We start from the raw sequence: 25573 nt of genomic DNA, 5'->3' as shown, positions 1-25573 counted from the left end.
CGCAGGGCCTATGGCTTCAGAAACTTTGAGAATTACCGCATGAGAGTCTTGGCTCAATGCGGTTGGAACGGTGTCATCAACCGTGTCTAGTGAATGCCCATCCCCCGTTTATGGGGTAGAGCCGAAAAAAGGCCCGGAGACTATCCGAGCCTTTGTGGATGGTGGAGCCGGGGGGAATTGAACCCCCGTCCGCAAGACCGCCACAAGCAGCTCTACATACTTAGTTGGCCAATTTTATGTTTTAACCTTGGAGCGTGCCGGACAACAGGCCCTTCCGCGGCGATTCGCACTGATTTAAGATCTGACCCAGCGACCTGGCCAGAGCCGATTCCCTGTCAATGACGCTGCAGTGGGTTTCCCCACCCAACCCAGGGACCGGTTGGTGCAGCGGCTCACCGCTTAAGCGGCCAGAGCGAAACGCTCGTCGTTGGCGTTTATGGTTTTCCAGTGGATTTACGAGCGAACTGGGGCTCGGTATGCACTATCTTGCTTTGTGACCCACGTCGAAGCCAAGTCGGCCCCTATGCATGCTATTTTACTATCATTCATCTGAAATTGATAGCATTATGTTGCGTTGGTTCACAGGACGGGGCGCACGTCCGGCGCGCATTGAACAGGCGCTGGACGCATTGGGGGAGGCCACCTGGGGCCGGCTGGTGGCTCAGCATCCGTTCATGGCCGGGCTGACTGCGGCCGAACTGGACACCCTGCGCCAGCATACGGCCTGGATACTGGCCAGCAAGGACTTCCACGGCGCCCATGGGCTGGACGTCACCCCGGCGATGCGCCATGCCATCGCCATCCAGGCAGCCTTGCCCATACTGGGCCTGGATACATCACTGTACCAGGGCTGGACGCAGATCGTGATCTATCCAGGCGGCTTCATGGTGCCGCGCACGAAAGTCGATGCAGCGGGTGTGGTCCACGAGTACATGATGGAGACCTCGGGCGAGGCCTGGGAGGGCGGGCCCGTCATCCTGTCATGGGAAGAGGTCCGGCCTGGCGCCCATGACCGCGCCAACGTGGTCATTCATGAATTCGCCCATAAGCTGGACCAGCGAACGGGCGAGGCCGACGGCATGCCCAGCCTGCGCGCGCATCGCGACCTGGATGCGCAGCATTGGCACTGGGTGCTGACCGCCTGCTTCAATGACTTCAATCGACGTCTGGATGCCGTCGAACGGGCCATTCCCGCCAATGTGGACCCCGAATCCAACGCCGCCGCACCCTGGTACGACAGTCTGCCCTTGGATGCGTATGCAGCAGCCGACCCGGCAGAATTTTTTGCCGTCAGCTCGGAAGCCTTTTTCGTTCACCCCGAACCGCTGGCGATAGTTTGGCCGCCATGGTACGAACTGCTGGCAAAATATTATCGGCAGGATCCGCTCATGCGCATGCGGCGTGTGGGTATCCGGCCCTCAACCTTCAATGGAGACACCCGATGTTCCTGACTCTGCACGCGGCCGATGGCCATTCTTTCGCTGCTTGGGCATCCGGCCCTGAAGACGCCACCCAAGGGGTGGTCATCCTGCCAGAAATCTTTGGTATCACTGCTCACATACAGCAAATGGCTGCACATTTCGTGCGGCACGGATACCGGGCCATCTGCCCGGCCCTGTTCGATCGTGCGCCCCACAGCACGGGCAACGAAGTGCTGGGTTACGACGAAACAGGCATGCGTCGTGGCATGGCCCTGCGCCAGGTCATCCAGGATACCGATGCCCTGCTGGACATCCAGGCCAGCGCCCGGGCGCTGGGCGGGGTGGCCCGCACATACCTGACCGGCTTTTGCTGGGGCGGCTACCTGACCTGGCGTACCGCCTGCCTGGATGACCAATTTACCGCCGCTGCGTGCTGGTACGGCGGGCACATCGTCGATCACTGCCATGACACGCCGCAAGTACCGGTGCTGATGCACTTCGGTGCGCAGGACGCGCACATCCCGCTCAGCGACGTGGAAACCATACGGCAGGCCCAGCCCGACGTACCGATCCACGTATATCCCGATGCGGGCCACGCCTTCGCCCGCGAAGGCACGCCCGCCTGGCGCCCCGAATCCGCCCACCTGGCGCTGGAGCGGACGTTGGCCTTCTTCGACGCTCAGAAGCCCGCCTGACACGTTGCACGGCAAGCCCCGCCGTTGAGGGCGGGGAAGGATAGCGCAGCCTGACTGCGCGCCAAGGTCAAGCCACCAGCGCACTGGCCTCGAACCCCTGCCGCCGGCGGGTTTTGTCGGCCAGTGCCAACAGCAGGGCATCCAGCGCGCCACGCGATGGCAGATCGATCAGTTCGCCCTCTTTGGAGAACTTTTCGTGAGCCAGCGGGATGAAGAGCTCGGGCTTATTGAGCAGCTGCACGTCCAGGTAGATCAGAACCTGGCGCAAGTGGTATTGCGCCCGGGCGCCACCGAGACCCCCCATCGAAGCACTCATGATGGCCATGGGCTTGCCCTGGAAAGGCGCCTCGGGCATGCGCGAGAGCCAGTCGATCACGTTTTTCAGAACACCGGGAAACGAATAGTTGTACTCGGGCGTGGCGATCAGAAACGCATCGGCGGCCGCCGCCTGCGCGGCAATACGCCGTATGGAGGCCGGAAATCCCTGGCCAGCCTGAACATCACCATCATACAGGGGGACATCGCGAATATCGGCCTGCTCGATCGACATGCCTTCAGGGGCCTGGCGCTGCGCCTGCCTTACCAGCAGACGATTGTAAGACCCCTGACGCAGGCTGCCGGCCAGGGCAAGAGCACGAATGGACATGCATACTCCTTCAATCAAATGCAATCAATGAAACGGGTGAACCCGGTGCGGACAACCCAGGCCCGGTACGGGCCCCAGGCGCAGCCGGGCCTGAATCGGGCCAGACCGTCAGGCCAGACCGCGCCTGAGTCAGGCCGGGTGGAACCTGAATCAGGCCAAAGTGCCCTGACGATAATCGTTCAGGGCCTGCTCGAGCTCTTCGGCCGTGTTCATCACGAATGGACCGTATTGCGCGATCGGCTCATTGAGCGGCTTGCCGGCCAGCAGCAGCACGCGCACCCCTTCGGACGGCGTCGCCGCTATGTGCAGGGTTTCGCCCTCGGGCCCGTACCAGGCCGTATGCGCAGCCGCCACGACCTGATCCGCCGCCTGCAGCTGCCCCTCGAATACGTACAGCAGCACCTGATGAGTGGCCGGAATGGGAATGTCGACCGACTGCCCCGCCATGACGCGAATGTCGGCAATGATGGGCTGGGTGGCTGCATGCCCCTTGCCCGGTCCTTCAAGCGGGCACGTCGCCCAGGGAATGGTGCCCGCGATCAACTTGATGAAACCGCCCTCGGGCAGGCCCGCCACGCGGATTTCGCCCGCCGGGATGTCCCGATAATGGGCCGGCTGCATTTTATCGGCCGCCGGCAGGTTGAGCCAGATCTGGAATCCGCGCAGCAGGCCGTTTTCCTGCTGGGGCATTTCTTCGTGGATGATGCCTCGCCCGGCCGTCATCCACTGCACCCCACCGGCGCGCAGATCGCCCTCGTTGCCAAGGTGATCGCGGTGCCGCATGTGGCCGTCGACAATATAGGTGACGGTTTCGAACCCCCGGTGCGGATGCGGCGGAAAACCGGCGATGTAGTCGTCGGGATCATCAGACGAAAACGCATCCAGCATCAGAAAGGGATCCATGCGGGCGCCCTGCCGATAGCCCAGGGCACGCAAGAGGCGCACACCGGCACCGTCCTGGGTGGCCTGCGCCGGTGTCACGCGAATGAGGGAACGCTCAGACATCATAATCTCCTGTTGACAATGGTCTTCATTATGTATGATTTAAATAGATGAACAACCCCGCCAGTTAGCCCAATTTAATCTAATATTTCGATATGAAAGAGCCCATCCCCTTACCGCAATGGCAGGCTGCGCTGTCGGTGGTCGACTGCGGTGGTTTCGCCCAGGCCGCCGAATCCCTGGGCAAAAGCCAATCCAGCGTCAGCTACGCAGTACAGCGCCTTGAAGACCAGCTGGGCATGCGGATCTTCCGCCAACAGGGCCGGCGCGCCGTACCCACCGCAAACGGCCTCATTTTGCTGCAACGCGCCCGACATCTGCTGGCTCAGGCCGATGCGCTCGAGTCTGCCGCCCGCGAGCTCGCCCAGGGGCGCGAATCCGTCCTGCGCCTGGCGATCGACGGGCTTTTCCCCGGCTGGCTGCTACTGCAGGTGTTGACCCAGTTCGACCAGCTGCAGCTCACGACCCGCATCGAAGTGCTGGAAAGCGTGCTCAGCGGCACCGACGAAGCACTGATGCGGCGCGAGGCCGATCTGGTCATCACGCCACGGGTTCCGCAAGGCTTCACCGGCGAACCCCTGATGCAGGTCCGTTTCGTAGCCGTCGCCGCACCCGAACATCCGCTGCACACGCTGCAGCGCCCGATCGACTGGGCCGACCTGCGCCGCCATCGCCAATTGGTGGTTCGCGATTCGGGCTCACGGCGCGATGACGCCGGGTGGCTGGACGCAGAGCAGCGCTGGACCTTCTCGCACCCTGACCGTTCGGTCCAGGCCGCCTGCGCCGGTCTGGGGTTTGCCTGGTACCCGGAACTGCTGATTCGCGAACCGCTCGCGCAGGGCCGGTTAATCCCCTTGCCGCTGGCCGAGGGGCGTCATCGCCATGCCATGCTGTATCGCGTCCTGGCGCGGCCCGACACGCTGGGTCCCTCGTGCCGGCAACTGGTCGAACTACTGCATACGCAGGTCGCCCAACAGGGGCTGTCCGGCCTGCCGGCGCCGTAAGCTTTTTTGCCAACCAACCCATAAAATGGCAGTTTGATCCGTCCGCCTCGGCGCTGCGCGCGCTCATCGATCTGTCTCATGGCCTGATGCAACAACCCCTGCCTGTCCGACTCCCGCTATTCACCCGCCCCCCTCATTCGGCCTGGGTGCTGATCTGGTTGCTCACCATAGCGGCACTCTGGACGATCCTGTGCGCATTAAGCCACAGCGCGCCGGATCTGGACGGGATGGAGGAACTGGTTTGGGCCGTCAGCCTCGAGTGGGGCTATACCAAGCACCCGCCGCTACCCACCTGGTTCATGCACCTGGCCATCCAGGGGCTGGGCGCGTCGGTCTGGCTGCCCTTTCTCATGGGTCAGATCTTCTCTGCGCTGGGCCTTTGGTTCGTCTGGAAGCTGGGTTGCGAACTCACCACGCCACACCGCGCGCTGATGGCTACCTTGCTGGTGTCGGTCACGGCGTATTTTTCATTGCGCGGCACTATCTACAACCACAACACCGCGCAGCTCTGGGCCATCACCGCCAGCATCTGGCTGTTCTACCGCGCCACGCACCGCCAACGCTGGCGCGATTGGGCCTGGCTGGGCCTGGTGGCCGGTTTGGCCATGCTGACCAAATACAGTGCGCTGATCCAGTTTGCCGCGTTCTTTCTGTATCTGCTGGCCAGCGGCCTGTGGCGCCAGGCTCGTATCTGGCGCGGCATCGGCCTGGCCACCCTGATTTTCCTGGTGGTTCTGAGTCCACACGGGCTCTGGCTGGTCCGGCACCACTTCGAACCCCTGTTCTACGCCGAAACCTCGCTGCAGGCCGCCAGCCGCCTGCAGGCGCTGCTGTCCCTGTGGGACTTCCTGCTCGACCAGCTCGGCCGGCTGTCGCCCATGCTCGTATTGGGTGGGCTCTGGACGGTCTGGTACCGCAGACGCGCCGATCACGGGCCGGGGCAGGCGGCCAACGAACCCCTGTTCCAGCGCCTGGACACCGCAACAGGCGCCCCACTGCGCCCCGCCTCTTACTGGGCCCAGCTCGATGCCGATGCGCGGCGTTTCCTGTTATGGACAGGGCTGGCGCCCGTCGCCAGCACGCTGCTGCTGTCCCTGGCCCTGGGATCCAAACTCGAAGCCTCGTGGGGGAGTACTTTTTTCGTGCTGGCCGGCTTCTACGGGCTGGCCTGGATGCGCGGCCTGGACAGCGTCCAGCTGCGCCGCCTGCTGATCCTGACCGCCGCCGTCCAGATCCTGATGGCGGTGTCGTATGCGCTCGCTCGCGGCCCCATTGCTCAGGCCGTGGGGCATGCGTCGCGCTCCACCTACCCGGGCCCTGCGCTGGCGGCCCACGCCGTGGCCCACTGGCAGGCGCACCAGCCGGGCCGCCCTCTGCGGGTCGTCGTCGCCAATACATGGCTGGGCGGCAATATAGCCTTGCACACAGGCCAGGATACGCGGGTCTATATCGACGCAAGTGACGCCGAGTCGCCGTGGTTCGCGCCGGGCACCGCCCTGGCCTGTGGCGCCCTGGTGGCCTGGAGCGATGATGGCCGCGGGCGACCCTCGGCCGAGGTCCGCCGGCTTTACGATGCAGCCCCCTGGAAAGGGCGCGACGAGATCCCGTGGTCTGGCCCGCGCGGCCGGCGGATCGATCTGAACTGGGCGGTCCTGCCCGCCACGAAAGACTGCCTCAAGCCCTGACAATCCGGACAGCCCGACCCCGCACGCACCCGCAGACCCTTACGCCCAAAAACCGCTCAGGGGGCTTCGCCGAAGTATTCCTTGAACTGATGGCCCAATTTACGGGCCTTGGTGCGCAGGTACTGCTCGTTGTATGGATTGCGATTGACCTGCAGAGGGATATGCTCGGCAATGGTGATGCCCAACTCGGCCAGTTTCTTTTCCTTGCGGGGATTGTTCGTCATCAACCGTACGCTCTGTATGCCGAAGTGCGCCAGCATGGGAAGGCATAAATCGTAGCGACGCAGATCGGCCGGAAAACCCAGGCGCTCATTGGCCTCGACCGTATCGGCGCCTTCGTCCTGCAGGTGGTAGGCGCGGATTTTATTGAGCAGCCCGATGCCGCGGCCTTCCTGCCGCAGGTACATGAGAATGCCCCGGCCCTCTTCGGCGATCCGCTGCATCGCGGCCTCGAGCTGGGCACCGCAGTCGCAGCGCTGGCTGAACAATGCATCGCCTGTCAGGCACTCGGAGTGGATGCGGGCGAGCACCGGACCGTCGCCCGGAAGTTCGCCCAGCGTCAGGGCGAGATGCTCTTTCCCTGTGGCGGCCTCGACGAACGCATGCACCTGGAATACCGCCCACGGCGTGGGCAGGCGGCTGGATGCCACATAGTGCAAAAGGCCGCCGGAGGCGGCCACAGCAGGGCGGGTGGGGGTTGACATGCGCAGAAAAAATCAACAGAAACGACGCATAGCTTACCACTGCCCGGGCCCACTGCGCAGATTATCGACCCGCGGCGACCCGGCCACCCGGGCCGGCACCCCCCTGGAAACCGCCCGGCCCGCCGCAAAATCAGGCTTTGACGCCCAGATACCGTTCTATGACTTCGGCATTTTCGTTCAGGTCTTTGGGGGTGCCTTCATAGACGACGTGGCCATTGTTGACGATATAGGCCCGGTCTGCGAGGGACAGGGCCGCGCGTACGTTCTGCTCGACGATGACGATGGTCTGGCCCGCATCGGCCAGCTGGCGGCAGACGTTCATCAGGTCGCGCACGATCAGCGGAGCCAGCCCCTCGAAGGGCTCGTCCAGCAGGATGATGTCTGCATTGCGGATCATCGCCCGGGCAATGGCCAGCATCTGCTGCTCGCCGCCCGAGAGCTGCTTGCCCCGGTTGCGCTTGCGCTCGGCCAAGCGCGGAAAAGTCGCGTAGATGTCATCGAGCGAGCGCGCCTTCTCTGCCGTCATGGCGGCCAGCTGCAGGTTTTCCTGCACCGAGATCGAACCAAACACCCGGCGTTCTTCGGGGACCAGCTGAATGCCCAGCGCCGCCCGCGAAAACGGAGGCAGGTGCTGGATCTCGACCCCGCGGTGACGAATCGAACCGGACTTGACCTCGACCATGCCCATGAGGGACTTCATGGTCGTGCTCTTGCCCGCACCGTTGCGCCCCAGCAAGGCCACGACTTCGTGCTCTTCGATGTGCATGGACACATCGAAGAGAATGTGCGAATCGCCGTAGTAGCTGTTGATCTTGTCGACTTCAAGCAGACTCATCGTCCATCCCCCCGAGGTAAGCCGCCTGGACGTCGGGGTCGTGGCGGATGTCTTCAGCCAAGCCTTCGGCCAGCTTGCGCCCCTCGTACAATACTGTAATCCGTTCGGCCAGTTCGAACATGGCGTCCATGTCATGTTCCACGATCACCATGCTGCGCCCTTCCCGAATCGATTTCAGCAAACGGATCACCAGCACCCGCTCTTCGGGCCCCAGACCCGCCAGAGGTTCGTCGAAGAGCAGCACGTTGGCGCCGGTAGCCAGCGCCAGGCCGATCTCGAGGCGGCGCTTTTCACCATATGACAATTCAGCCACCTGAACGTCTGCGTGGGCGGCCAGATCGACCATGGCGATGGCCGCATTCACCTGCTCATCGAGTTTATCGGAATGCAGCCTGTGCAGCAGGTCGCCGCGGTACCTGCCCCGCAGGCGCGCGAGCACCGGGATCATGACGTTCTGGCGCACGGTCAGCTGCTCGAAGAGCTGGTTGATCTGGTAGCTCTTGCTCATGCCCAGCTGGCACACGGCGGTCACGCCAATCCCGGTGATTTCCTGGCCGCGAAAGAACACCTTGCCGGTGGTGGTTGGAAGTTCGCCCGCCAGCATGGCGAAGAAGGTCGATTTGCCAGCCCCATTGGGGCCTATGACACCATGCAGTTCGCCCTCGCGCAGCGTGAAGTCGATATCGGTATTGGCCTTCAGGCCCCCATAATGCTTGCTCACGCCCCGCGCCTCGAGCACCGGCGCCCCCGGCCTGGACGAGGCCAGCGGCGGCACGATATCGAGCGTGCTGGCCACACGCGTACTGGCGCCCGCATCGATGTACGCCGGCAAACGGCGGTGCCGCCGGGTGAAATCGATGAGCGCGCCGGCCACCCCACGACGGAACACAGTGACCAGGACCACGAACACGATGCCCAGGATGAGCTTCCAGTACGGCCCGAGGCTGCCCACCTGCTGCAGGCCCTCATACAGATACAGCCAGATGGTGGCCCCCAGCAAGGGCCCGAGCAGGGTGCCCGCGCCCCCCATCACCGTCTGGATCACCAGCTGCGCGGATGTGTCCAGCGCAAAGGCGTCCGGGGGCATGTAGGATTGGAACAGCCCCAGCAGCCCGCCGGCGAGCCCGCCATAGGCGGCTGCTACGATGAACACCGTGAGCTTGTACGACTGGATCGAATGCCCCAGCGCCGTGGCGCGCTTGGCATTGCCCCGGATGGCCCTGAGCACGGTGCCGAAGGGCGAACGCACGATGCGCCGCGCAACCAGGTACCCCAGGAAGAAAATGACCGCCACGAACCAGTACATTGGCCAGCCGCTGCCGATGTGGATGTCGATGAACCCCAGGCTGAGTTCAGGCGACGGCACCCCGGCAATGCCATTTTCCCCCCCCGTGTATGCCTTGAACGAAGAGTTCTCGAGAAAATAGAACATCTCGCCAAAGGCCAACGTGCTCATGGCGAAGTAGATCCCCGTGCGACGCAGGGTCAGGTAGCCGATCACCAGCCCGGTCATGGCCGCCATGGCCGTCCCGATGAGCAGCGCCAGCAGCATGTTCGATACCAGACCGTCCGTGAGCAGATACGCGGTGACGAACCCCCCGACCCCGTAGAATGCGGCCTGGCCAAAAGACAGCAGGCCCGTATAGCCGAAGAGCAGGTCGAAGCCCAGCCCGAACAAGCCCCAGATCAGGATGCGGGTCAGCAGGTCGGGGCTCATGCCCAGCAGGGGCAGGACGATCGGCGCGACCAGCAGGCCCAGCCCCACCAGCAGTTCGGGCCATTGCCGCCGCAAGGCGCTGCCAGACGGGAGCGGCCGTGCGGCTGTGGCGCGGGCCGTGTCGCTGACGGCGGGCGCCGTAGTTTGATGAGTGGTGGTGTTCATTCGCGTCCCTCCTGACCCATGAGACCTTGCGGACGCAGCACCAGCACCAGGGCCATGGCCACGAACAGCATGACTTCGGAATACTGCGGGTTGACCATCGCCGTCAGGCTGAGGATCTCGCCGGCAATGACGCCGCCGATGATGGCGCCGGGAAACGAGCCCACCCCCCCGATGACCACCACCACGAACGAATCAACCAGATAGCGGAACCCCATGTCGGGCGTCAGTGCCACGATGGGCGAGTTGATCACCCCGGCAAAGCCCGCCGCCATGGCGCCGATCCCAAACACCAGCAGAAAGGTTCGCTTGACGTTGATGCCCAGCGCATTGACCATCTGGGCATCCTCGATGCCCGCCCGCACGATGAGCCCCAGGCTGGTGCGATACAGCACGAAATACAGCAGCAACAGCGTGGCCGCGGCGATGCCCAGCGTCTCGAGGCGATACAGCGGGTAGATGAGCGAGCCGATGCGGGCAATGCCTTGGCCCCAGTCGGGCGGCGCAACCGAATAGCTGATGCCGCCATAGAGCCCGCGCACGATCTCGACCAGAATGATGCTGATGCCGAACGTGACCAGGATCTGGTCTTCGGGCGGGCGGCTGTAGTATTGGCGCATCAGGCCGCGCTCCATGACCAGGCCCACGGCCAGCGCCACGGCCGAGCCGCCGGCAATGGCCAGAATGAATGAGTCGGTCAGGCTGTACACGGTGTAGCCGGCGTAGCCCCCCACCACGAACAGGGCCCCATGGGCGAAATTGATGACACCGAGCGTGCCGTAGATGATGGTCAGGCCGGTACTGATCAACGCGAGCAACAGGCCGGTCGCCAGCCCATTGAACAGCTGAGAGAAAAACAATGACATGCTCGGGTGCCTCCTTCAAAGTCCCGGACGTTGTACCCGGGGGGGGTCCGCCGCAACGGGCCGCCCCCGGCGCGCCGATCAGACGTAGTCGCCCATCTTGCAGCCCAGCAGACCCAGCGGCGGCACGACTTCCTTGCCATCGACGATCTCGATGATGTCGTACCAGTCATCCGGATTTTTCATTTCGGACTTCTTCTTGCCGCGCATGATGGGGAAATTGATCACGCCCTGATGGTCTTCTGGACGGATGGTGAAGGCGCCTACCGGGATCTCCAGTACGCTGCCGTCTTCGAGCGACTTGACCACGTCGGGCGGGTAGAAGCTGCCGGCGCGCTCGATGGCCGCTGCCCAGGCCATGATGGCCAGGTAGCCGTACATAGCCGAATCGCGCGCCTTGCCGCCGAATTTCTTTTCGTAGGCCGCGACGAAATCCTTGGCGATCGGGTACTGGTCTTCCATCGTCCACCAGAAGCCCTGCCCCACGATCACCCCTTCGATGAGCTCGGAGCCCAATTCGACTTCCAGGAACGCGGGCGAATACGGCACGACGACCTTCATCTTGTCGAGCAGGCCAAACTGCTGGGCCTGCTTGATGGCGTTCACGGCATCGGCCCCGTACGCGACGCACACCAGTACATTGGCATCGGTATTGGCGATGTTGATCAGATACGAGCTGTAATCTTTGGCACCCAGCGGATGCACCTGATTGGTGACCGTCTTCCAGCCTTCCTTCTCGGTGAATTCGATCATCGATTCGGTGGTCGTATGGCCATAGGTGTAGTCCGGCGTCAGGTAGGCCGCCCGGCAATCCTTGCCGAATTCCTTGGCAACGACCGGCGCGATCGCCTTGCACGCCATGTAGGCGAAGTAGCACGGACGAAAGCCATAACGCTGGCAATCCACGCCCGTGGTCTCGTTCGAACCGGAAATCGCCGTGAAGTAGGGGGTGTGCTCGCGGTTGCAGACCTTTTCCAGGGCAATGGCCACGGCGCTGCTGGTACTGCCGGAGATCATCATGGCCTTGTTGTCGTGGATATAGCGGGTACCCGCCTGCACGGCGGTATTGGGCTTGGTCTCGGCATCGGCCACACCCAGCTTGACGTTCTTGCCCAAGATCCCTTTTTTCAGATTGGGTGAGATCTTCTGCAGGATGGGATCCCCGCTGTTCAGGTGATCCACGGCCAGTTCATAACCCCTTTGCTGTTCAGCGCCCTGGGCCGAATAAGGGCCGGTCAGGTCGACCGTCAAGCCCACGAACACCGTATCGCCATCCGAACCGGCCGGCCATGCGCCCAGGGGTTTCTTGTCTTGTGCCATGGCCACCCGGGCGGTGCCGGGCAGCAACACGCTGCCTGCGATCCCAGCCGCGCCGGCCTTGAGCACGGAACGACGCCTGACCTGTGTTTGCAGGGCCTGGCCCACAGTCTTTTTGTCCTTCATGGATATGTCTCCTGGTTTGAATGACGCGGGACACGGTATGTGCCCAGCACCACGTGCCGGCCGCGTCGCGTGCAATGTTTTCTTCCGGGCCACCCCGTGGTTTTCAGGGGGGTGCGCCATGGCACGGCCGAAATCGTGCGTGGAAGTCATGATGTTTTTTCAAACTTACGTAAAACTTACGCAATTTTTCATCTGCCGGAAAAATGACCCTCAGGCGGCTCGCAGCCTCAGCCGCAATCGCCCCATCGGAATATCCATGTCGTTGATTTAAATAATGAAAGAAAACCTGTCGTCATTTTTTCGAATCTTTTGATCAGGATTTTCCCTTAGAGGAAACAGGCAATTCATCCGATGTGCGGCCGCTGCAGTGCAACAAAAAACCCCGCTCACGCGGGGCTGTTCGATATGCGCCAGGCGACCGGGGTTTAATCGGATACCTGTATCCGAGCGGCGTATTCTTCGAGTACCGCCATTTCAGGGTTCTTGCGCGGCCACACCAGGCCGACGCCGTCATCGTCGTGGCGGGGCAGGACGTGAATGTGCGCATGCGGCACGGTTTGCCATCCTGCCGGCCCGTTTGCCTGCAGCAAGGTCAGCCCCTGCGGCTGAAAGGCCTTTTGTACCGCTCGCGCTACGCGATGCGTGACACGCATGAGCTCGGCGGCCAGGTCTTCATCCATGTCGAGCAGCGTGGGATAGGCCTCGCACGGCGCAACCAGTACGTGGCCGGGATTCAGCTGCCCGGCATCCATGAAGGCGAAAATGCGGCGGCCCCGATAAACCATGGCGGCGGGGATATCGCCCGCCAGAATGCGCGTGAATACGGTCGTTTCCATGCAAGCATCTCCGCAAAAGCATGAGGATCACCCACCCGCCCAATGTTCGAGCCGCTGCTGAAGCTCTGCCGGGCTGAGCGGCCGGCCATTGAGCACGGATTGGCCCTGTTCGAAATGGTAGTCGACTTTGACCAGCCCGTCAGCCAGCCGCACGAGCCCCTGGCGCTGCAGGCGCGCTGCCATCTGGTCGAACAACAGGCCGGCGAGCGCCACGGCCGACTGCGGCTGATCATCCTGGAACTGACGCACCAGGTACAGGACCATGGGCCGGGACACCCCCAGCTGCAGCGACACCAGCCGCACGCCGGACGCCGGGTCGGGCTCGGGCGCCTCGTCCAATGGCTGCAAGCCGACCCGCACAGCCGCCTCGGATGCGCCTTCGGGCGTATCCCATTGCCAGGAATCGAGCGCCAGCACCGGACTGGTGGCAAACACCGGCCTGAGCAGCGACAGCATCTTCTGGCGCTCGGCATCCGACCAGTCTTGTGGATCCCCTTCGGGCAATTCGGCCAGGGCAGCCGTCAGGGCATCCCAGGCCCGCACGTCGAGGTGTTCGACCGAGCCGCGTACGCGGATACGGCCGAGATCGTGCTGGCGCAGCTGCATGCGGCCCAGATCCCAGTCCAGGCGGGTGTCCACCAACTGCCCCGTACGGGCCGTGTCCATGGACAGCTCGGATTGCATGAATGACAGCCCGGGCAGATCATCGGCCACCACCAGAACGTGCGCCATCTGCAGGACCTGATGGGCCTGCTGGTGCGCGGCATCCGCCAGGATCAGCCGGCTCTGGTAGCTCAGCCCGCGCACTTCGAGCGCCACCTGTGCCTCGGCATCGTCCAGACTCAGATGCGGGATGTCGGCCGCCAGGCGGATCTCGCGCTGACCGGCATCCCGTTCGACCTGCACTTGGGCGCCATCGAACGAGAAGCCGGCATCTGGCAGTTTGGCCGGTTCGAAGTGCCAGATGGCGTGCAGGCTACCACCAAAACCGATACGGGCCCGCAGGTGCCAGGGGCGCACCCCGGCGGGCATGGCATCGAACCACGCCTGCCAGGCGGCACCGGGCACGGGCTCGAGCACGCTGTAGGCGGCCAAGGGCGCCCAGTGGCCTTGCTGCAGCGCCTGCCATGGCCACGGCCCATGCTGCAGGTGATCCTGCAAGGCAAAAACCCGCGTGGTCCCGGCATCCGGGTATTCGAACCGCAAGCGCAGATCCGAAGTGAACACCCCACGCTCGTAGGCCTCGATGGACAGCGCCGGGGCGCCCCGCAAGGGGGTGGATTCGAGCTGCCACTGCTGGTTGGCCTCGTCTACCCAGGCCCGCAACAGGGCCTCGGCCTGCTGCCCGGCCCACCAGGAAACGCCGCCATACGCCAGCAAAAAAACGGCGGCGATGCGCAGTATCCAGCGTGCCGAGCGCATCATGGCGAGAGCTTGCGCGAGAGCTCGCGTGGCAGCGGAAACGAGATCTGCTCGTGCACGCCTTCGAGCGGCCGCACCGAGCGAGCCCCCAGCTCGCGCAGCCGATCGATGACCTGCTGCACCAGGACCTCGGGGGCCGAGGCCCCCGCCGTAACCCCAACCCGCCGGGCACGGCGCAGCCATTCGGGATCGATCATGTCGGGGTCGTCGAGCAGGTAGGCGGTTACGCCCTTGCGCTCGGCCACCTCGCGCAGGCGATTGGAATTGGAACTGTTCGGGCTGCCCACCACCAGGACCAGATCGCATTGCGGCGCCATGATGCGCACGGCATCCTGGCGATTCTGGGTGGCATAGCAGATGTCGCTTTTCTTGGGCTCCGCAATCCCCGGGAAGCGGTCGCGCAGCGCCTGCGCGATCTCGGCCGCATCATCGAGCGACAAGGTGGTCTGCGTGACGAAACCGACGAAATCCGGCCTCTGGACGCGCAGCGCCAGCACGTCCTGGACCGTCTCGACCAAGTACATACCCGTATCGGCTTGCCCCAGCGTCCCCTCGACCTCGGGGTGCCCCTTGTGGCCGATCATGATCACCTCGCGGCCTTCCTTGCGCATGCGCGCCACCTCGACGTGCACCTTGGTCACCAGCGGACAGGTGGCGTCGAAGATGCGCTGTTGGCGCTGCTCAGCCTCGGCGCGCACGGCCCGGGAGACCCCATGAGCCGAAAAGATGACGATGGCGCCGGCCGGTGCGTCCTCGAGCTCGTCGATGAAGACGGCGCCCCGCGAGCGCAGGTCGTCGACCACATAACGATTGTGCACGATTTCGTGGCGCACGTAGATGGGCGCACCGTGGATTTCGAGGGCGCGCTCGACGATCTCGATGGCCCGGTCGACCCCGGCGCAGAAACCACGCGGCTGCGCCAGCAGGATTTCGGCTTCGCCCTGCAGCGTCGCGGTATCGGCCGCAGGATGGCTTGAATTCATAATACCCCCAGGATCTTGATTTCGACCTGCAAATCGATGCCGGCCAAAGGATGATTGAAGTCGAACAGGGCCGAATCGCCGTCCAGGGTCTTGAGCACCCCCGAATAACGGCCCCCGCCCGGCGCGACGAACTCCACCATGTCGCCTGCCTCGAATTCTGTATCGGGCGGCGCATTGCGGACCATTTCGTCGCGCGACAGCCACTGCAGGAGTTCGGGGTTGCGCTCACCGTAGGCCTGCACCGCGGGTACGTCGATCATGAACTGCTCGCCTTCTGCCCGCCCCAGCAACAGGGCCTCGAGCCCCGGCGCCCACTGCCCCACCCCCATCTGCAGGGTCGCGGGCCGATCGAGGAACGTGTCGACGAACACCGTGCCGGCTGCCGGCCCGGTCAACAGTTCGAATCGGTAGTGCAGCGTGACATAAGAGTCAGCTTGAACAGGCTGCAAAGGGTTGGAAGCAGTCAAAATAGCACCGTGGCGTACTTGTGAAACATATCATGATTTTAGGGCCTATCATGCCATATACTCCCGAATCCCCCTCTTGTGAACGTCCCCGCGAACGCCTGCTGCGGCACGGCGCGCAGGTTCTGACCACACCCGAGCTGCTGGCGATCCTGCTGCGTACGGGCACGCGCGGGCGCAACGCCATCGAAATGGGCCGCGATCTGGTCAGCCATTTTGGCGGGTTGCGGCGCCTGCTGTCGGCCGAACCCGACGCACTGCTCGCCTATCCGGGCCTGGGCAACGCCAAAACGTGCGAACTCGTCGCCGTGCAAGAGCTCAGCCGCCGCGCCATCGAAGAGCCTTTGCGCACCGGCCGGGCGCTCAGCCAACCCGAACGCGTCAAGCAATTCTGCACCCTACGGCTGGCCCATTTACGCGTCGAACACTGCATCGCCCTGTTCCTGGACACGCGCCTGCAGCTCATCGAATGCGCGGAACTCGCCCGCGGCACCCTGTCGCATGCCTCTATCTACCCGCGCGAAGTGGTCAAGGCCGCGCTTCAACACCACGCCGCCGCATTGATCCTGGCGCACAACCATCCGTCGGGCGTGGCCGAGCCCAGCCCGGCCGACATCGCCCTGACCCGGCAACTCAAGCAGGCGCTCGCCCTGGTCGACGTGCGGCTGCTGGATCACCTGGTCGTCGGCGCCCACGAGGTGGTGTCGCTTGCGGAACGGGGCCAAGTATAAGTAAAATAATTGGTTTACCGCCATTTACGGATTTCCCCATGAAAGAAGGCATCCACCCCGAATACCGCGAGGTCGTGTTTCTTGACCTGCAGACCGGCAACCAGTTCATTTCGCGTTCGGCGCTGAATTCGCGTGAAACCACCGAAATCGACGGCAAGACGTATCCTTTGTTCAAGTGTGACGTCACCTCAGAGTCGCACCCTTTCTACACGGGGGCCCAGACCCGCATCGTCGAAACCGGGCGGGTCGAAAAATTCCGCGCGCGCTTCGCCCGTACGGCCGGCACTCTCAAGAAATAGGCCACGCTGCCCGCATCGCCCGTGCAAGCCCCGCCGCATCCGGCGGGGTTTGCTCTTTTCAGCGCCCCGGCCGCGCCACGGCGCGGGCTGCATGCAGGCAATCTTGTATATGATGGCGCTAGAGTCGAGACATCCCGGGCCTTACGGTGCTTGCCAAACCCCCCCGCTCCACACCTGCGCGCCTGACGGCTACTGCCGCCGTCAAGCTGCCGCGCCTGTTCCTGGTGGTCGTCGGCCTGGTCTACATCCTGGCGGGCCTGTTTTATCGCGATCCCTGGAAAACAGACGACGTCACTGGCCTGGCCACCATGCTGACCGCTCTCTCGGGCCAGGCGCACGCCTGGATGCTGCCACACGTCGGTGATCTGGCCGCGGCGCGCAGCGGCCCGCTGGCGACTTGGGTGGGCGCCCTCAGCATTCAAGCTTTCGAGCCTCTATTCAGCTGGTTCACCTCGTCACCGCTCGATGCGCAGATCATGGCCTCGCGTCTGCCCAACCTGCTGTGGTTCGGCATGCTCTCGGGCACCGTGTGGTACGGCACGTACCTGCTGGGCCGACGCCCCGAAGCCCTGCCCCTGGCCCTGCCCTTTGGCGGCGAGCCCCATCCGCACGACTATGGCCGCATGCTGGCCGATGCCGCCTTGCTGCTCATCGTCGCCACCGTGGGCATCATCTGGCGCATGCACGAGACATCCGAAGTGCCTGCCCTGATCGCCATCCAGGCCCTGGCCCTGTACGCCGTGGCACGCATGCTCGATCATCCCCTGTCGGGTGCCTTGTCGCTGGGCGTCGCGCTGGCCGCCGGGTTCCTGGCCCGTGGCGGACCCGGGCTCGCCCCCATGCTGGCTGCCCTGGGCTTGATTTTCGTACCGGGCAGCGAACTGTGGCCACGCCGGCGCTGGCTGCTGCCGGCCGGCCTGCTGGCGGCGATCCTGGTTGCCGCCTGGTGGATACCGGCCCAACATGCCAGCCCGCTCTGGTTCCAGAGCTGGCTGCAATGGAATACGCAAGCATTCGGCTGGCCGCAGGCTTCGGCGCTCATCAGCCTGCTGCGCGATCTGCCCTGGTTCCTGTGGCCCACCTGGCCGCTGGCCCTGCTCGCCCTGTGGCGCTGGCGCAAATGGCTGGGCGCCGCGCACGTGCGCATTCCCGCTGGCTTTCTTGCCGGGGGCCTGGGCGTGCTGATCTTCACGCATCAGCCATTTGAGCCAGAATACGCCACGCTGGCCGTCCCCTCGGCGATCCTTGCGGTGCTGGCCCTGCCCACATTGCGCCGCGGGGTGGTCAACACGCTCGACTGGTTTGCCATCATGTGCTTCACGCTGACCGCCGCCACGGTGTGGCTGGGCTGGATCGCCCTGCAAACCGGCTGGCCCATGCAGATCGCCGCCAACATCGCGCGCCAGACCCGCGGCCTGCATGTCCACGTGGCCTGGCCCGCCACAATCTTAGCGCTGCTGGGCACGCTCGCCTGGCTGGCGCTGGTGCGTTGGCGCTTACGCAGCCGCCCTGCAGGTCTGTGGCGCGGCACGGCCCTGTCTGCCGGTGGGCTGATTGCCACCTGGCTGCTGCTCGCCACCCTGTGGATGCCGGCCCTGGACTACGCACGCAGCTATCGCGACGTCTCGGCCTCGTTGGCCGATGCCCTGCAGCAGCACCGGCGAGAAGGTGAATGCGTGCGTTCCCAGGAGCTCGGCGGCGGCCAGCGTGCCTCTTTCTATGTGTTCGATCGGCTGGAATTCAGTTTTGATGGGCGCTGCGCGCTGTTGCTCCAGCAGCTGGATCCCGACGACCTGCGCCGCGGCACGGTGCTGTGGGCGGATCTACCCGCGCTCTGGCAGGGCCGGCGCGGCCCTGACCGCCACGAGATGTTCCGCCTGTTGCGCCTGCACGACTGACGCCGCCCGGCACCCCTTGCCCAGGGCAGCGCGCCGGAGACGGGGCCGCCAGAGATCAGCCAGAGATCAGGCGGCCTGGCCGCTGCGGTTGTCGGTGCGGCTCTGCTCGCTACCCGAAACGGCCGCTTCGGCGGGCGCATCGTCCATCGCGTCGCTGTGATCACCATTGGATCGGGTGGTCACCAGCTCGACCACCTTGCTGCGCGACAGGACCCCGACAAACTCGCCCTGGTCATCCGTGACAGCCAGCGGCGCAGGCGTGCACAGTAGACGCGCCAACACCTGATCCAGACCCTCGGACGCCGGTACCGACGCCATATCGGTCAGGTAGCGTGAAATATCGCGCCCCCCGTCGTTGACCGCGCGCTCGGCGTCGCCGCGCATCAGCACGCCCGCCAGGCGCTTGCCATCGAGCACCGCGGCGTAGTCGTAGCCGCGCGCCGCCAGACGTTCCAGCGCGTGCGCCGGATAGGTGCGCATGGTCAGGGTCAGCGGGCGCTCGTTTACGGCATGCGACGCATTCAGTACCTTGCCCCGATTGACGTCCTGCAGGAACGATTCGATGTAGTCGTTGGCGGGCGACAGCAGGATGTCTTCGGGCGTGCCGTCCTGGATGAGCTCGCCATCCTTCAGAATGGCGATCCGGTTGCCCAGCCGCAGGGCCTCGTCCAGATCGTGGGTGATGAAGACAATGGTCTTGTTCAGCCGCGCCTGCAGCGCCAAAAGCTGGTCTTGCATTTCGTGGCGTATCAGCGGGTCGAGCGCCGAAAAGGCCTCGTCCATCAGCAGGATTTCAGCATCCGTGGCCAGGGCGCGGGCCAGACCGACACGCTGTTGCATGCCGCCCGACAGCTGATGGGGGTACTGGCCTTCGAAGCCGGACAGGCCGACCTGTTCAAGCCAGTGCAAGGCCCGTTCGTTGCGCTCGGCACGCCGCATGCCCTGCACCGCAAGCCCATAAGCCGCGTTATCGAGCACGGTGCGATGCGGCAGCAGGCCAAAGCGCTGGAACACCATGCTCATTTTCTGCTGGCGAAAGGCCTCGAGCTCGCGGCGCTTCAAGCCCATGACATCGACCCCGTCGACCAGGATCTGGCCGGCGCTGGGGTCGATCAGGCGGTTGAAATGCCGGATCAGGGTAGACTTGCCCGAGCCCGACAACCCCATGATGACATGGATCCCGCCCGCCGCAATGGACAGCGAGATGTCGCGCAGGCCCAGCGTGTGCCCGCTGCGCTCGAGCAGCTCTTCCTTGGACATGCCGTCGCGCACGGCCGGCAGCCAGCGCTGCGGATGCGGGCCGAAGATCTTATAAATATGGCGGACTTCGATCTTGTCCATGTCAGGCTCCGCGCATCTGTTGGCGCTGGCCGAATTTCTGGGTGATCCGGTCGAAGATGATCGCCAGCACGACGATCCCCAGCCCGGCCAGCAGGCCCCGCCCGACCTGCAGGCGGTTGATGCCCTGCAGGACCTCGTAGCCCAGCCCGCGCACCCCGATCATGGAGGCGATCACCACCATGGCCAGCGCCATCATCGTGGTCTGGTTGATGCCCGCCATGATGTTCGGCAGCGCCAGGGGCAGCTGCACCCCGAAGAGCTGGCGCGTGCGGCTGGCGCCAAAGGCACGCGAAGCCTCGAGGACCTCGGGATCGACCAGCCGGATGCCCAGGTCCGTGAGCCGGATGACGGGCGGCACCGCGTAGATGACGGTTGCGAACAGCGCCGCCAGCTTGCCCAGATTGAAGAGCATCACCACCGGGATCAGATAGACGAAGCTCGGCATGGTCTGCATGACGTCGAGCACCGGCAGCATGGCCGAACGCACCCAGCGGAAGCTGGCCATCGCGATCCCTATGGGAATGCCCAGCAACACTGAAAACGCGACCGCGACCAGCATGAGCGACAGGGTCTGCATGGAGGCCTCCCAGAGGCCGATGGCCCCCAGGGCCGCGAGCAGCGCGCCCATCGCCAGGCTGAAACGCCATTGCCGGCTGGCCACCCAGGCCACCCCCATGACGACGAGAATGATGGCCCACCAAGGAGACTGGCGCAGCAGATTGTCGGCCCAGATGAGCAGATCGAGCAGCGGTTGCGTCAGGGCCCGGAGCACGTCCGAGTACTCCATGACCAGCCCATTGACGAACGCGTCAATGGGCCGCTGCAGATCTCGGGCCGAGATCAGTTCGGGAAACATGGCGGACCCTTACAGAGCCGCCTTGACCCGCTCGGCAACGTCGGCTGGCAGCCACTCGGTCCAGACGGCCTGCTTGTTCTTCAGGAACCAGTCGGCGACCTCGTCGGGTTCGGCCTCGTGTTCGTCCATGTAGGCCATCGCCTCACCCATGTCGTCCAGCGGCACCGAGACCTTGGAGAGGAAGTCGACCAGCTTGGGCGCTGTTTCGTAGAATGGCGTGCTGACCGCGGTAAACACCGGATTTTGCGGATAATCGGTGGGTTGTGGATCCGCGCAGTCCGGATCTGTGAGGCATTTCTGCTTCTCGGCGTCGTAGGGCGGCAGTTCGAGCTTCACCAGATCCATGGAACCCACGACAGGCGTCGGGAACCAGTAATAGAACACTACGTTTTCGCCCCGGTTGTAGGCCGCCGTGAGCGCCGCCTTCTGGGTGGCACCCGTACCGGGCGAAAACAGGGTGAAGGTATCGCCCAGGCCCAGCGACTTGAACAGATTGGTGTTGACGATCTCGCAGCCCCAGCCGGCCGGGCAGCCATAGAAGCGACCCTTGGTGGGCATCTCGGGATCCTTGAATTCTTCCCAGTATTTGGGTAGATCGGCGGCTTTTTTGAGATCGGGCAGGCGTTCTGCCGTGTACTTCGGGATGAACCAGGCCTCGCCCCCCATGTAGATGTCGCCGATGCGCTTGACCTTGCCGGTGGCCTGCGCCTTGGTCCAGGGTTCGAGCACGCTGTTGAGCCAGAATTCGGTATTGATGTCGAGATCGCCCCGCTCGAGGGCGGCCAGCGCCGGCAAGGTCTCGGTGGGCAGGACTTCGGTATCGCAGCCGTAGCCGTGCTCGACGATGAAGCGCTCGACCTCGACGAGCACCAGGTTGGATTCCCAGTTCATGCCGCCAAAACGCATGGGTCGGTCGAGCTCGCACTGCACGGCATCAGCCGCCTGTGCCGCAACGGGCGCCATGGACAGGCCAGCCAACGTGGCCGCAAAGGCCGCGCCCAGAACCGAGCGCGACAGCCGGCTGGATGAGAGGGGAGAATGGGATTTGGACATTGAAGCCTCCTTTGGGTTACGGAGACGTCGACCCGGATCAACCGGGGCCGGCGCCATAGCTTGGGGGAGGGTGTGCGGAAAACGGCTGCAGGAGCCGCCAATACATACCAGCATTGCCAGTGCCGCAAGGCACATCGGGAACAGGCATGACACGTGAAATTACGGCCACGGCCAAGGCAACGCTTTTCTACAGCAAAGCGGCCATTTTACACGCAAGATGCCAGAAAATGAAACCGGATGGCGAAAAACCCCTATTTCCGGCGACATTCGCGCGATACGAAAAGGGCCCCGGAGGACCCTTCTGGACAGCCTGACGAAACGGCTCAATCGCGCTGATAAATATAGCCCCGGCGCCAGGGGTAGGCCTGGCCCTCGGGGTAGTCGAGCTCGTCGGGGCGCCCCCCGGCCTGCGGCTGGGCAAGGACCTGATGCAGTGCAATCCAGCCATGCTCGAAACCCATGGCACAACCGGCCAGATACATGCGGTACGCACGCAGGGAACGCTCGCCCTGGGGCGAGCTGAGGGTCGCCCGGGCCTCGGGCAGGCGCGCTTCGAGGGCATCGCTCCAGGCCCACAGCGTGCGCGCGTAGTGGGGCCGCAGATTTTCGACGTCCACGGCCTCGAGGCCGGCCTCGGCCAGCGTCTGCATCACGAAATGGATGTGCGAGAGCTCGCCGCCCGGAAAGATGTATTTTTCGATGAAGTCGCCCATGCCGGCGCCCAGTTCGCTGTTGCTCAGCCCGCCGGCCGTGATGCCGTGATTCATGATCAGCCCGCCGGGGCGAACCAGACGCAGCAGCTTGCCAAAATAGGCGGTGAGCTGGGCCCGGCCCACGTGCTCGAACATGCCCACGGACGCGATCTTGTCGTACGGACGGGACTCGTCCAGCTTGCGGTAGTCGAGCAGTTCGAAGCGCACCCGCCCACCCAGCCCTTTTTGCTCGATCAGCCCGTTGACGTAGGCGTGCTGGTTGCGCGAGAGCGTAATGCCGGTGACGTCGACGTCGTAGTGCTCGGCCGCCCACAACATGAGGCCGCCCCAGCCACCGCCGACGTCGAGAAAGCGCTCGCCCGGCTTCAGGGCCAGCTTGCGGCAGATATGGTCGAGCTTGGCCTCTTGGGCCTGCGCCAGGGTGTAGTCGGGCTCGCGATAATAGGCGCATGAATACACCCGGCGCGGATCCAGCCACAAGCCGTAGAAGTCATCGGACAGGTCATAGTGGAACTCGATCTGGCGGGCATCGCGGTCGATGGAGTGCCGCCACACCGAGACGAGCCGGCGCACCAGGTTCGTGAACCAGCCTTTCTCGGCGGCATCGATGGGCGAACCCGGCAAAATACCGGCCGCCAGCTGCATCATGTCGCGCATCGAGCCTTCGAAATCGAACCGCCCTTCGACGTAGTCTTCACCCAGCACACCCACCTCGCCCGCTGCGACGTGCGCGAGCACGGCAGAATCATGGACCTGCAGGCGGATCGCCGCATCGGCCGGCCCCAGTTTCTTGCCATCGGGCATCTGCATGGATACGCTGACTGGCAGGGATGCCAGTTTATTTTCGATCAGGGACGTGAGCGCTGCCAAAAGAACCTCCTCTTGTGGTAGTTGGACGAACGGCCGTGTCCGGGCCCTGAGTGCACCGGCGGCCTGGCGCCAGAAAACATCTTGTTATAGTAGCGCCTTCTGCCTCGTCTGACGCGCTCATGAGCCGCCGATCTTCCGCATTTGCCGTGCCACCCTGGCTGATCCTCATGGGGGCCCTGGCAGCCCTGGGGCCCCTGGCCATCGACATGTACCTGCCCGCCTTCGGCGCCATCGCGCAAGACTTGCGGGTTCCGCAGGGTCTGGTCGAACGCACCCTGGCCAGCTATCTGCTGGGCCTTGCACTGGCCCAGCTGGTCTACGGCCCGCTGGCGGACCGCTTCGGGCGCAAGCGACCGCTGATCGGCGGCTTGATCCTGTTCACGCTGGCCTCGCTGGCCTGCGCGCTCAGCCACGACATCGAGGCGCTGCTCTTCTGGCGGGTCGTGCAGGCGTTCGGCGGCGCCGCGGGCATGGTGATCCCACGGGCGGTCATCCGCGACCACCTGGATACGCGCGCGGCGGCCCAGGCGCTCTCGCTGCTGATGCTGGTGATGGGCGTCATGCCGATCCTGGCCCCGCTGATGGGCGGCCAGGCGGTCACGCTGGGTTCGTGGCGCGCCGTCTTCTACATCATGGTGCTCATGGGGCTGGCCCTGCTGGCCATCGTCATCCCTTTCATGCGCGAATCGCTGCCGCCCGCGGCCCGCAGCCCACTGGCCGTGGGCGCCATCGCACGCAACTTCACACACCTGCTGCGCCATCGGGGCTTCATGGGCTACAGCCTGGCCGGCGGCCTGGGCTCGGCGGGCATGTTCGCGTACATCGCGGCATCGCCACACGTCTTCATCGCAATCTACGGCGTCGATCCACGCTGGTTCGGCCTGCTGTTCGGGCTGAACGCCACCTCGCTCATCCTGGCCTCGCAAATCAGCGCGCGCCTGCTCGAGCGCCGCACCCCCCGGCAGCTGCTCCGGCGGGCACAGTTCTTCCTGGTGCTGATGACCACCTGCGCGCTGGGCCTCACCCTGCTCGACCTGATCAACCTGGTCTGGCTGATGCTGTGCCTGATGGGATTCATGGCCAGCCAGGGCTTCGTGGTGCCCAATGCCACCGCGCTGGGCCTCGCCGAGCAGGGCCCGCGGCTGGGCACGGCCTCGGCGCTCATGGGCTCGCTGCAAATGTTCAGCGGCGCCCTGGCCGGCTATGGCGTCAGCATCTGGCACGCCCAGACCCCGTTGCCTCTGGCCACCGCACTGACCGTATGCGCCACGCTGTCCTGGCTGTCGGGGCGCTTTGCCATGCGCCTGCGCAGCGGTAACCCTGACGACGACGCCCCCGAGACTTGATCTAGCGCCTTATTTCAAAGTAGAATGCAAGGCTTTCCCGTATAGACACTAAAGAAAGGTGAGGCCATGGCACGCGTATGCCAAGTGACCGGCAAGGGCCCGATGGTGGGCAATAACGTTTCTCATGCCAACAACAAGACCAAACGGCGTTTCCTGCCCAACCTGCAATCACGCCGGTTCTGGGTCGAATCCGAAAACCGCTGGGTGCGCCTGCGCGTGTCCACCAAGGCGCTGCGCACTATCGACAAGGTCGGCATCGATGCCGTGCTGGCCGACTTGCGCGCCCGCGGCGAACTGGCCTAAAGGGCCCCCTCCAGGAGTACATCATGGCAAAAGGTATTCGCGAGAAGATCAAGCTCGAATCCACGGCTGGCACCGGGCATTTCTACACGACCACCAAGAACAAGCGCAACATGCCCGAAAAAATGCTGATCAAGAAATTCGATCCCGTCGCGCGCAAACACGTCGATTACAAGGAAACCAAGCTCAAGTAATTGCCGTATCGCGCGGCGTCGCATTCCGGGGCCCGGCTCGATTTCCTCCGACGGAAATCGAGCCGGGCTCTTTTTTGCACCACGGCCTCC

25 protein-coding genes and 1 other RNA gene are annotated in these 25573 nt (G+C 64.2%); 10 read left to right on the top strand and 16 right to left on the bottom strand.

The window, feature by feature from the left end:
* Window positions 1–159: 159 nt before the first annotated feature.
* Window positions 160–522: a transfer-messenger RNA gene (ssrA, locus tag WCZ84_RS02295) on the bottom strand.
* Between the two features lie 44 nt (window positions 523–566).
* Between ssrA and WCZ84_RS02290 the strand changes: the two genes are divergently transcribed.
* Window positions 567–1451, top strand: a complete 885-nt coding sequence (locus tag WCZ84_RS02290) for a zinc-dependent peptidase (protein ID WP_372684636.1) — start codon at window positions 567–569, stop codon at window positions 1449–1451.
* Complete coding sequence (locus WCZ84_RS02285) at window positions 1442–2116, top strand: dienelactone hydrolase family protein (RefSeq protein ID WP_372684635.1); 675 nt, start codon at window positions 1442–1444, stop codon at window positions 2114–2116. Before WCZ84_RS02290 ends, WCZ84_RS02285 begins: the two co-directional genes overlap by 10 nt.
* 67 nt (window positions 2117–2183) lie before the next feature.
* Here the strand turns inward: WCZ84_RS02285 and WCZ84_RS02280 are convergent, their stop codons facing one another.
* Together WCZ84_RS02280 and WCZ84_RS02275 are read right to left on the bottom strand one after the other, a co-directional pair.
* A complete protein-coding gene (locus WCZ84_RS02280; protein WP_372684634.1) occupies window positions 2184–2762 on the bottom strand; it encodes an NADPH-dependent FMN reductase in 579 nt (192 codons plus the stop codon).
* Window positions 2763–2912: 150 nt separating this feature from the next.
* A complete protein-coding gene (locus tag WCZ84_RS02275) occupies window positions 2913–3770 on the bottom strand; it encodes a pirin family protein (RefSeq protein WP_372684633.1) in 858 nt (285 codons plus the stop codon).
* Window positions 3771–3859: 89 nt separating this feature from the next.
* Between WCZ84_RS02275 and WCZ84_RS02270 the strand changes: the two genes are divergently transcribed.
* Window positions 3860–4768, top strand: coding sequence for a LysR family transcriptional regulator (locus WCZ84_RS02270; protein WP_372684632.1), 909 nt, complete (start codon window positions 3860–3862; stop codon window positions 4766–4768).
* Between the two features lie 227 nt (window positions 4769–4995).
* Entirely contained in the window at window positions 4996–6453 is a 1458-nt protein-coding gene (locus WCZ84_RS02265) for a glycosyltransferase family 39 protein (RefSeq protein WP_372684631.1), read from the top strand.
* 56 nt (window positions 6454–6509) lie between these two features.
* On the opposite strand, the gene ribA is transcribed toward WCZ84_RS02265, so the two are convergent.
* The 9 genes from ribA to WCZ84_RS02220 form a co-directional block, all read right to left on the bottom strand.
* Entirely contained in the window at window positions 6510–7157 is a 648-nt protein-coding gene (gene ribA / locus WCZ84_RS02260) for a GTP cyclohydrolase II (protein WP_372684630.1), read from the bottom strand.
* Window positions 7158–7287: 130 nt separating this feature from the next.
* Window positions 7288–7992 carry an ABC transporter ATP-binding protein gene (locus WCZ84_RS02255; RefSeq protein WP_372684629.1) on the bottom strand — a complete coding sequence of 235 codons (705 nt, stop codon included), beginning with the start codon at window positions 7990–7992 and terminating at the stop codon, window positions 7288–7290.
* Window positions 7979–9874, bottom strand: a complete 1896-nt coding sequence (locus WCZ84_RS02250; protein ID WP_372684628.1) for an ATP-binding cassette domain-containing protein — start codon at window positions 9872–9874, stop codon at window positions 7979–7981. The genes WCZ84_RS02255 and WCZ84_RS02250 overlap by 14 nt, the downstream gene beginning before the upstream one ends.
* Complete coding sequence (locus WCZ84_RS02245) at window positions 9871–10737, bottom strand: branched-chain amino acid ABC transporter permease (RefSeq protein ID WP_372684627.1); 867 nt, start codon at window positions 10735–10737, stop codon at window positions 9871–9873. Before WCZ84_RS02245 ends, WCZ84_RS02250 begins: the two co-directional genes overlap by 4 nt.
* 78 nt (window positions 10738–10815) lie before the next feature.
* Entirely contained in the window at window positions 10816–12177 is a 1362-nt protein-coding gene (locus WCZ84_RS02240) for a substrate-binding protein (protein WP_372684626.1), read from the bottom strand.
* Window positions 12178–12602: 425 nt separating this feature from the next.
* A complete protein-coding gene (locus tag WCZ84_RS02235) occupies window positions 12603–13013 on the bottom strand; it encodes an HIT family protein (protein ID WP_372684625.1) in 411 nt (136 codons plus the stop codon).
* Between the two features lie 27 nt (window positions 13014–13040).
* A complete protein-coding gene (locus WCZ84_RS02230; protein ID WP_372684624.1) occupies window positions 13041–14438 on the bottom strand; it encodes a YdgA family protein in 1398 nt (465 codons plus the stop codon).
* Window positions 14435–15418 carry a 4-hydroxy-3-methylbut-2-enyl diphosphate reductase gene (gene ispH / locus WCZ84_RS02225; protein WP_372684623.1) on the bottom strand — a complete coding sequence of 328 codons (984 nt, stop codon included), beginning with the start codon at window positions 15416–15418 and terminating at the stop codon, window positions 14435–14437. Before ispH ends, WCZ84_RS02230 begins: the two co-directional genes overlap by 4 nt.
* Window positions 15415–15888, bottom strand: coding sequence for a peptidylprolyl isomerase (locus WCZ84_RS02220; RefSeq protein WP_372684639.1), 474 nt, complete (start codon window positions 15886–15888; stop codon window positions 15415–15417). The genes ispH and WCZ84_RS02220 overlap by 4 nt, the downstream gene beginning before the upstream one ends.
* Before the next feature lie 47 nt (window positions 15889–15935).
* Between WCZ84_RS02220 and radC the strand changes: the two genes are divergently transcribed.
* From radC to WCZ84_RS02205, 3 genes are all read left to right on the top strand, one after another.
* The gene (gene radC / locus WCZ84_RS02215) at window positions 15936–16613 is read left to right on the top strand and encodes a DNA repair protein RadC (RefSeq protein ID WP_372684622.1); all 678 of its coding nucleotides are present in this window, start codon (window positions 15936–15938) and stop codon (window positions 16611–16613) included.
* A 38-nt stretch (window positions 16614–16651) separates the two neighbouring features.
* Window positions 16652–16912 (top strand): type B 50S ribosomal protein L31, encoded by a 261-nt coding sequence (locus WCZ84_RS02210; protein WP_372684621.1) that lies wholly within the window; start codon window positions 16652–16654, stop codon window positions 16910–16912.
* A 146-nt stretch (window positions 16913–17058) separates the two neighbouring features.
* Entirely contained in the window at window positions 17059–18810 is a 1752-nt protein-coding gene (locus tag WCZ84_RS02205) for a glycosyltransferase (RefSeq protein ID WP_372684620.1), read from the top strand.
* A 66-nt stretch (window positions 18811–18876) separates the two neighbouring features.
* On the opposite strand, the gene WCZ84_RS02200 is transcribed toward WCZ84_RS02205, so the two are convergent.
* The 4 genes from WCZ84_RS02200 to WCZ84_RS02185 form a co-directional block, all read right to left on the bottom strand.
* On the bottom strand, window positions 18877–20151 hold the full coding sequence (locus WCZ84_RS02200) for a glycine betaine/L-proline ABC transporter ATP-binding protein (RefSeq protein ID WP_372684619.1): 1275 nt from the start codon (window positions 20149–20151) through the stop codon (window positions 18877–18879).
* Between the two features lies 1 nt (window position 20152).
* Window positions 20153–21007, bottom strand: coding sequence for an ABC transporter permease (locus WCZ84_RS02195; protein WP_372684618.1), 855 nt, complete (start codon window positions 21005–21007; stop codon window positions 20153–20155).
* Window positions 21008–21016: 9 nt separating this feature from the next.
* Window positions 21017–21970: an ABC transporter substrate-binding protein gene (locus tag WCZ84_RS02190; protein ID WP_372684638.1), complete on the bottom strand. Its 954-nt coding sequence runs from the start codon at window positions 21968–21970 to the stop codon at window positions 21017–21019.
* Between the two features lie 413 nt (window positions 21971–22383).
* On the bottom strand, window positions 22384–23583 hold the full coding sequence (locus WCZ84_RS02185) for a class I SAM-dependent methyltransferase (protein WP_372684637.1): 1200 nt from the start codon (window positions 23581–23583) through the stop codon (window positions 22384–22386).
* Between the two features lie 179 nt (window positions 23584–23762).
* On the opposite strand from WCZ84_RS02185, the gene WCZ84_RS02180 reads away from it, so the two are divergent.
* The 3 genes from WCZ84_RS02180 to rpmG all read left to right on the top strand — a co-directional run bounded on the left by WCZ84_RS02180 (window position 23763) and on the right by rpmG (window position 25483).
* On the top strand, window positions 23763–24989 hold the full coding sequence (locus WCZ84_RS02180; RefSeq protein WP_372684617.1) for a Bcr/CflA family multidrug efflux MFS transporter: 1227 nt from the start codon (window positions 23763–23765) through the stop codon (window positions 24987–24989).
* A 66-nt stretch (window positions 24990–25055) separates the two neighbouring features.
* Window positions 25056–25292, top strand: a complete 237-nt coding sequence (rpmB, locus tag WCZ84_RS02175) for a 50S ribosomal protein L28 (protein ID WP_372684616.1) — start codon at window positions 25056–25058, stop codon at window positions 25290–25292.
* A gap of 23 nt (window positions 25293–25315) precedes the next feature.
* Complete coding sequence (gene rpmG / locus WCZ84_RS02170; protein WP_003810296.1) at window positions 25316–25483, top strand: 50S ribosomal protein L33; 168 nt, start codon at window positions 25316–25318, stop codon at window positions 25481–25483.
* The last annotated feature ends 90 nt before the right edge of the window (window positions 25484–25573 follow it).

Origin of the sequence: Castellaniella sp., assembly GCF_041675725.1 — a bacterium.
In the GTDB taxonomy this organism is placed as follows: Bacteria; Pseudomonadota; Gammaproteobacteria; order Burkholderiales; family Burkholderiaceae_B; genus Castellaniella.
The sequence above is the reverse complement of the archived record's forward strand: the minus strand, read 5'-3'. Positions and strand labels throughout refer to the sequence as shown.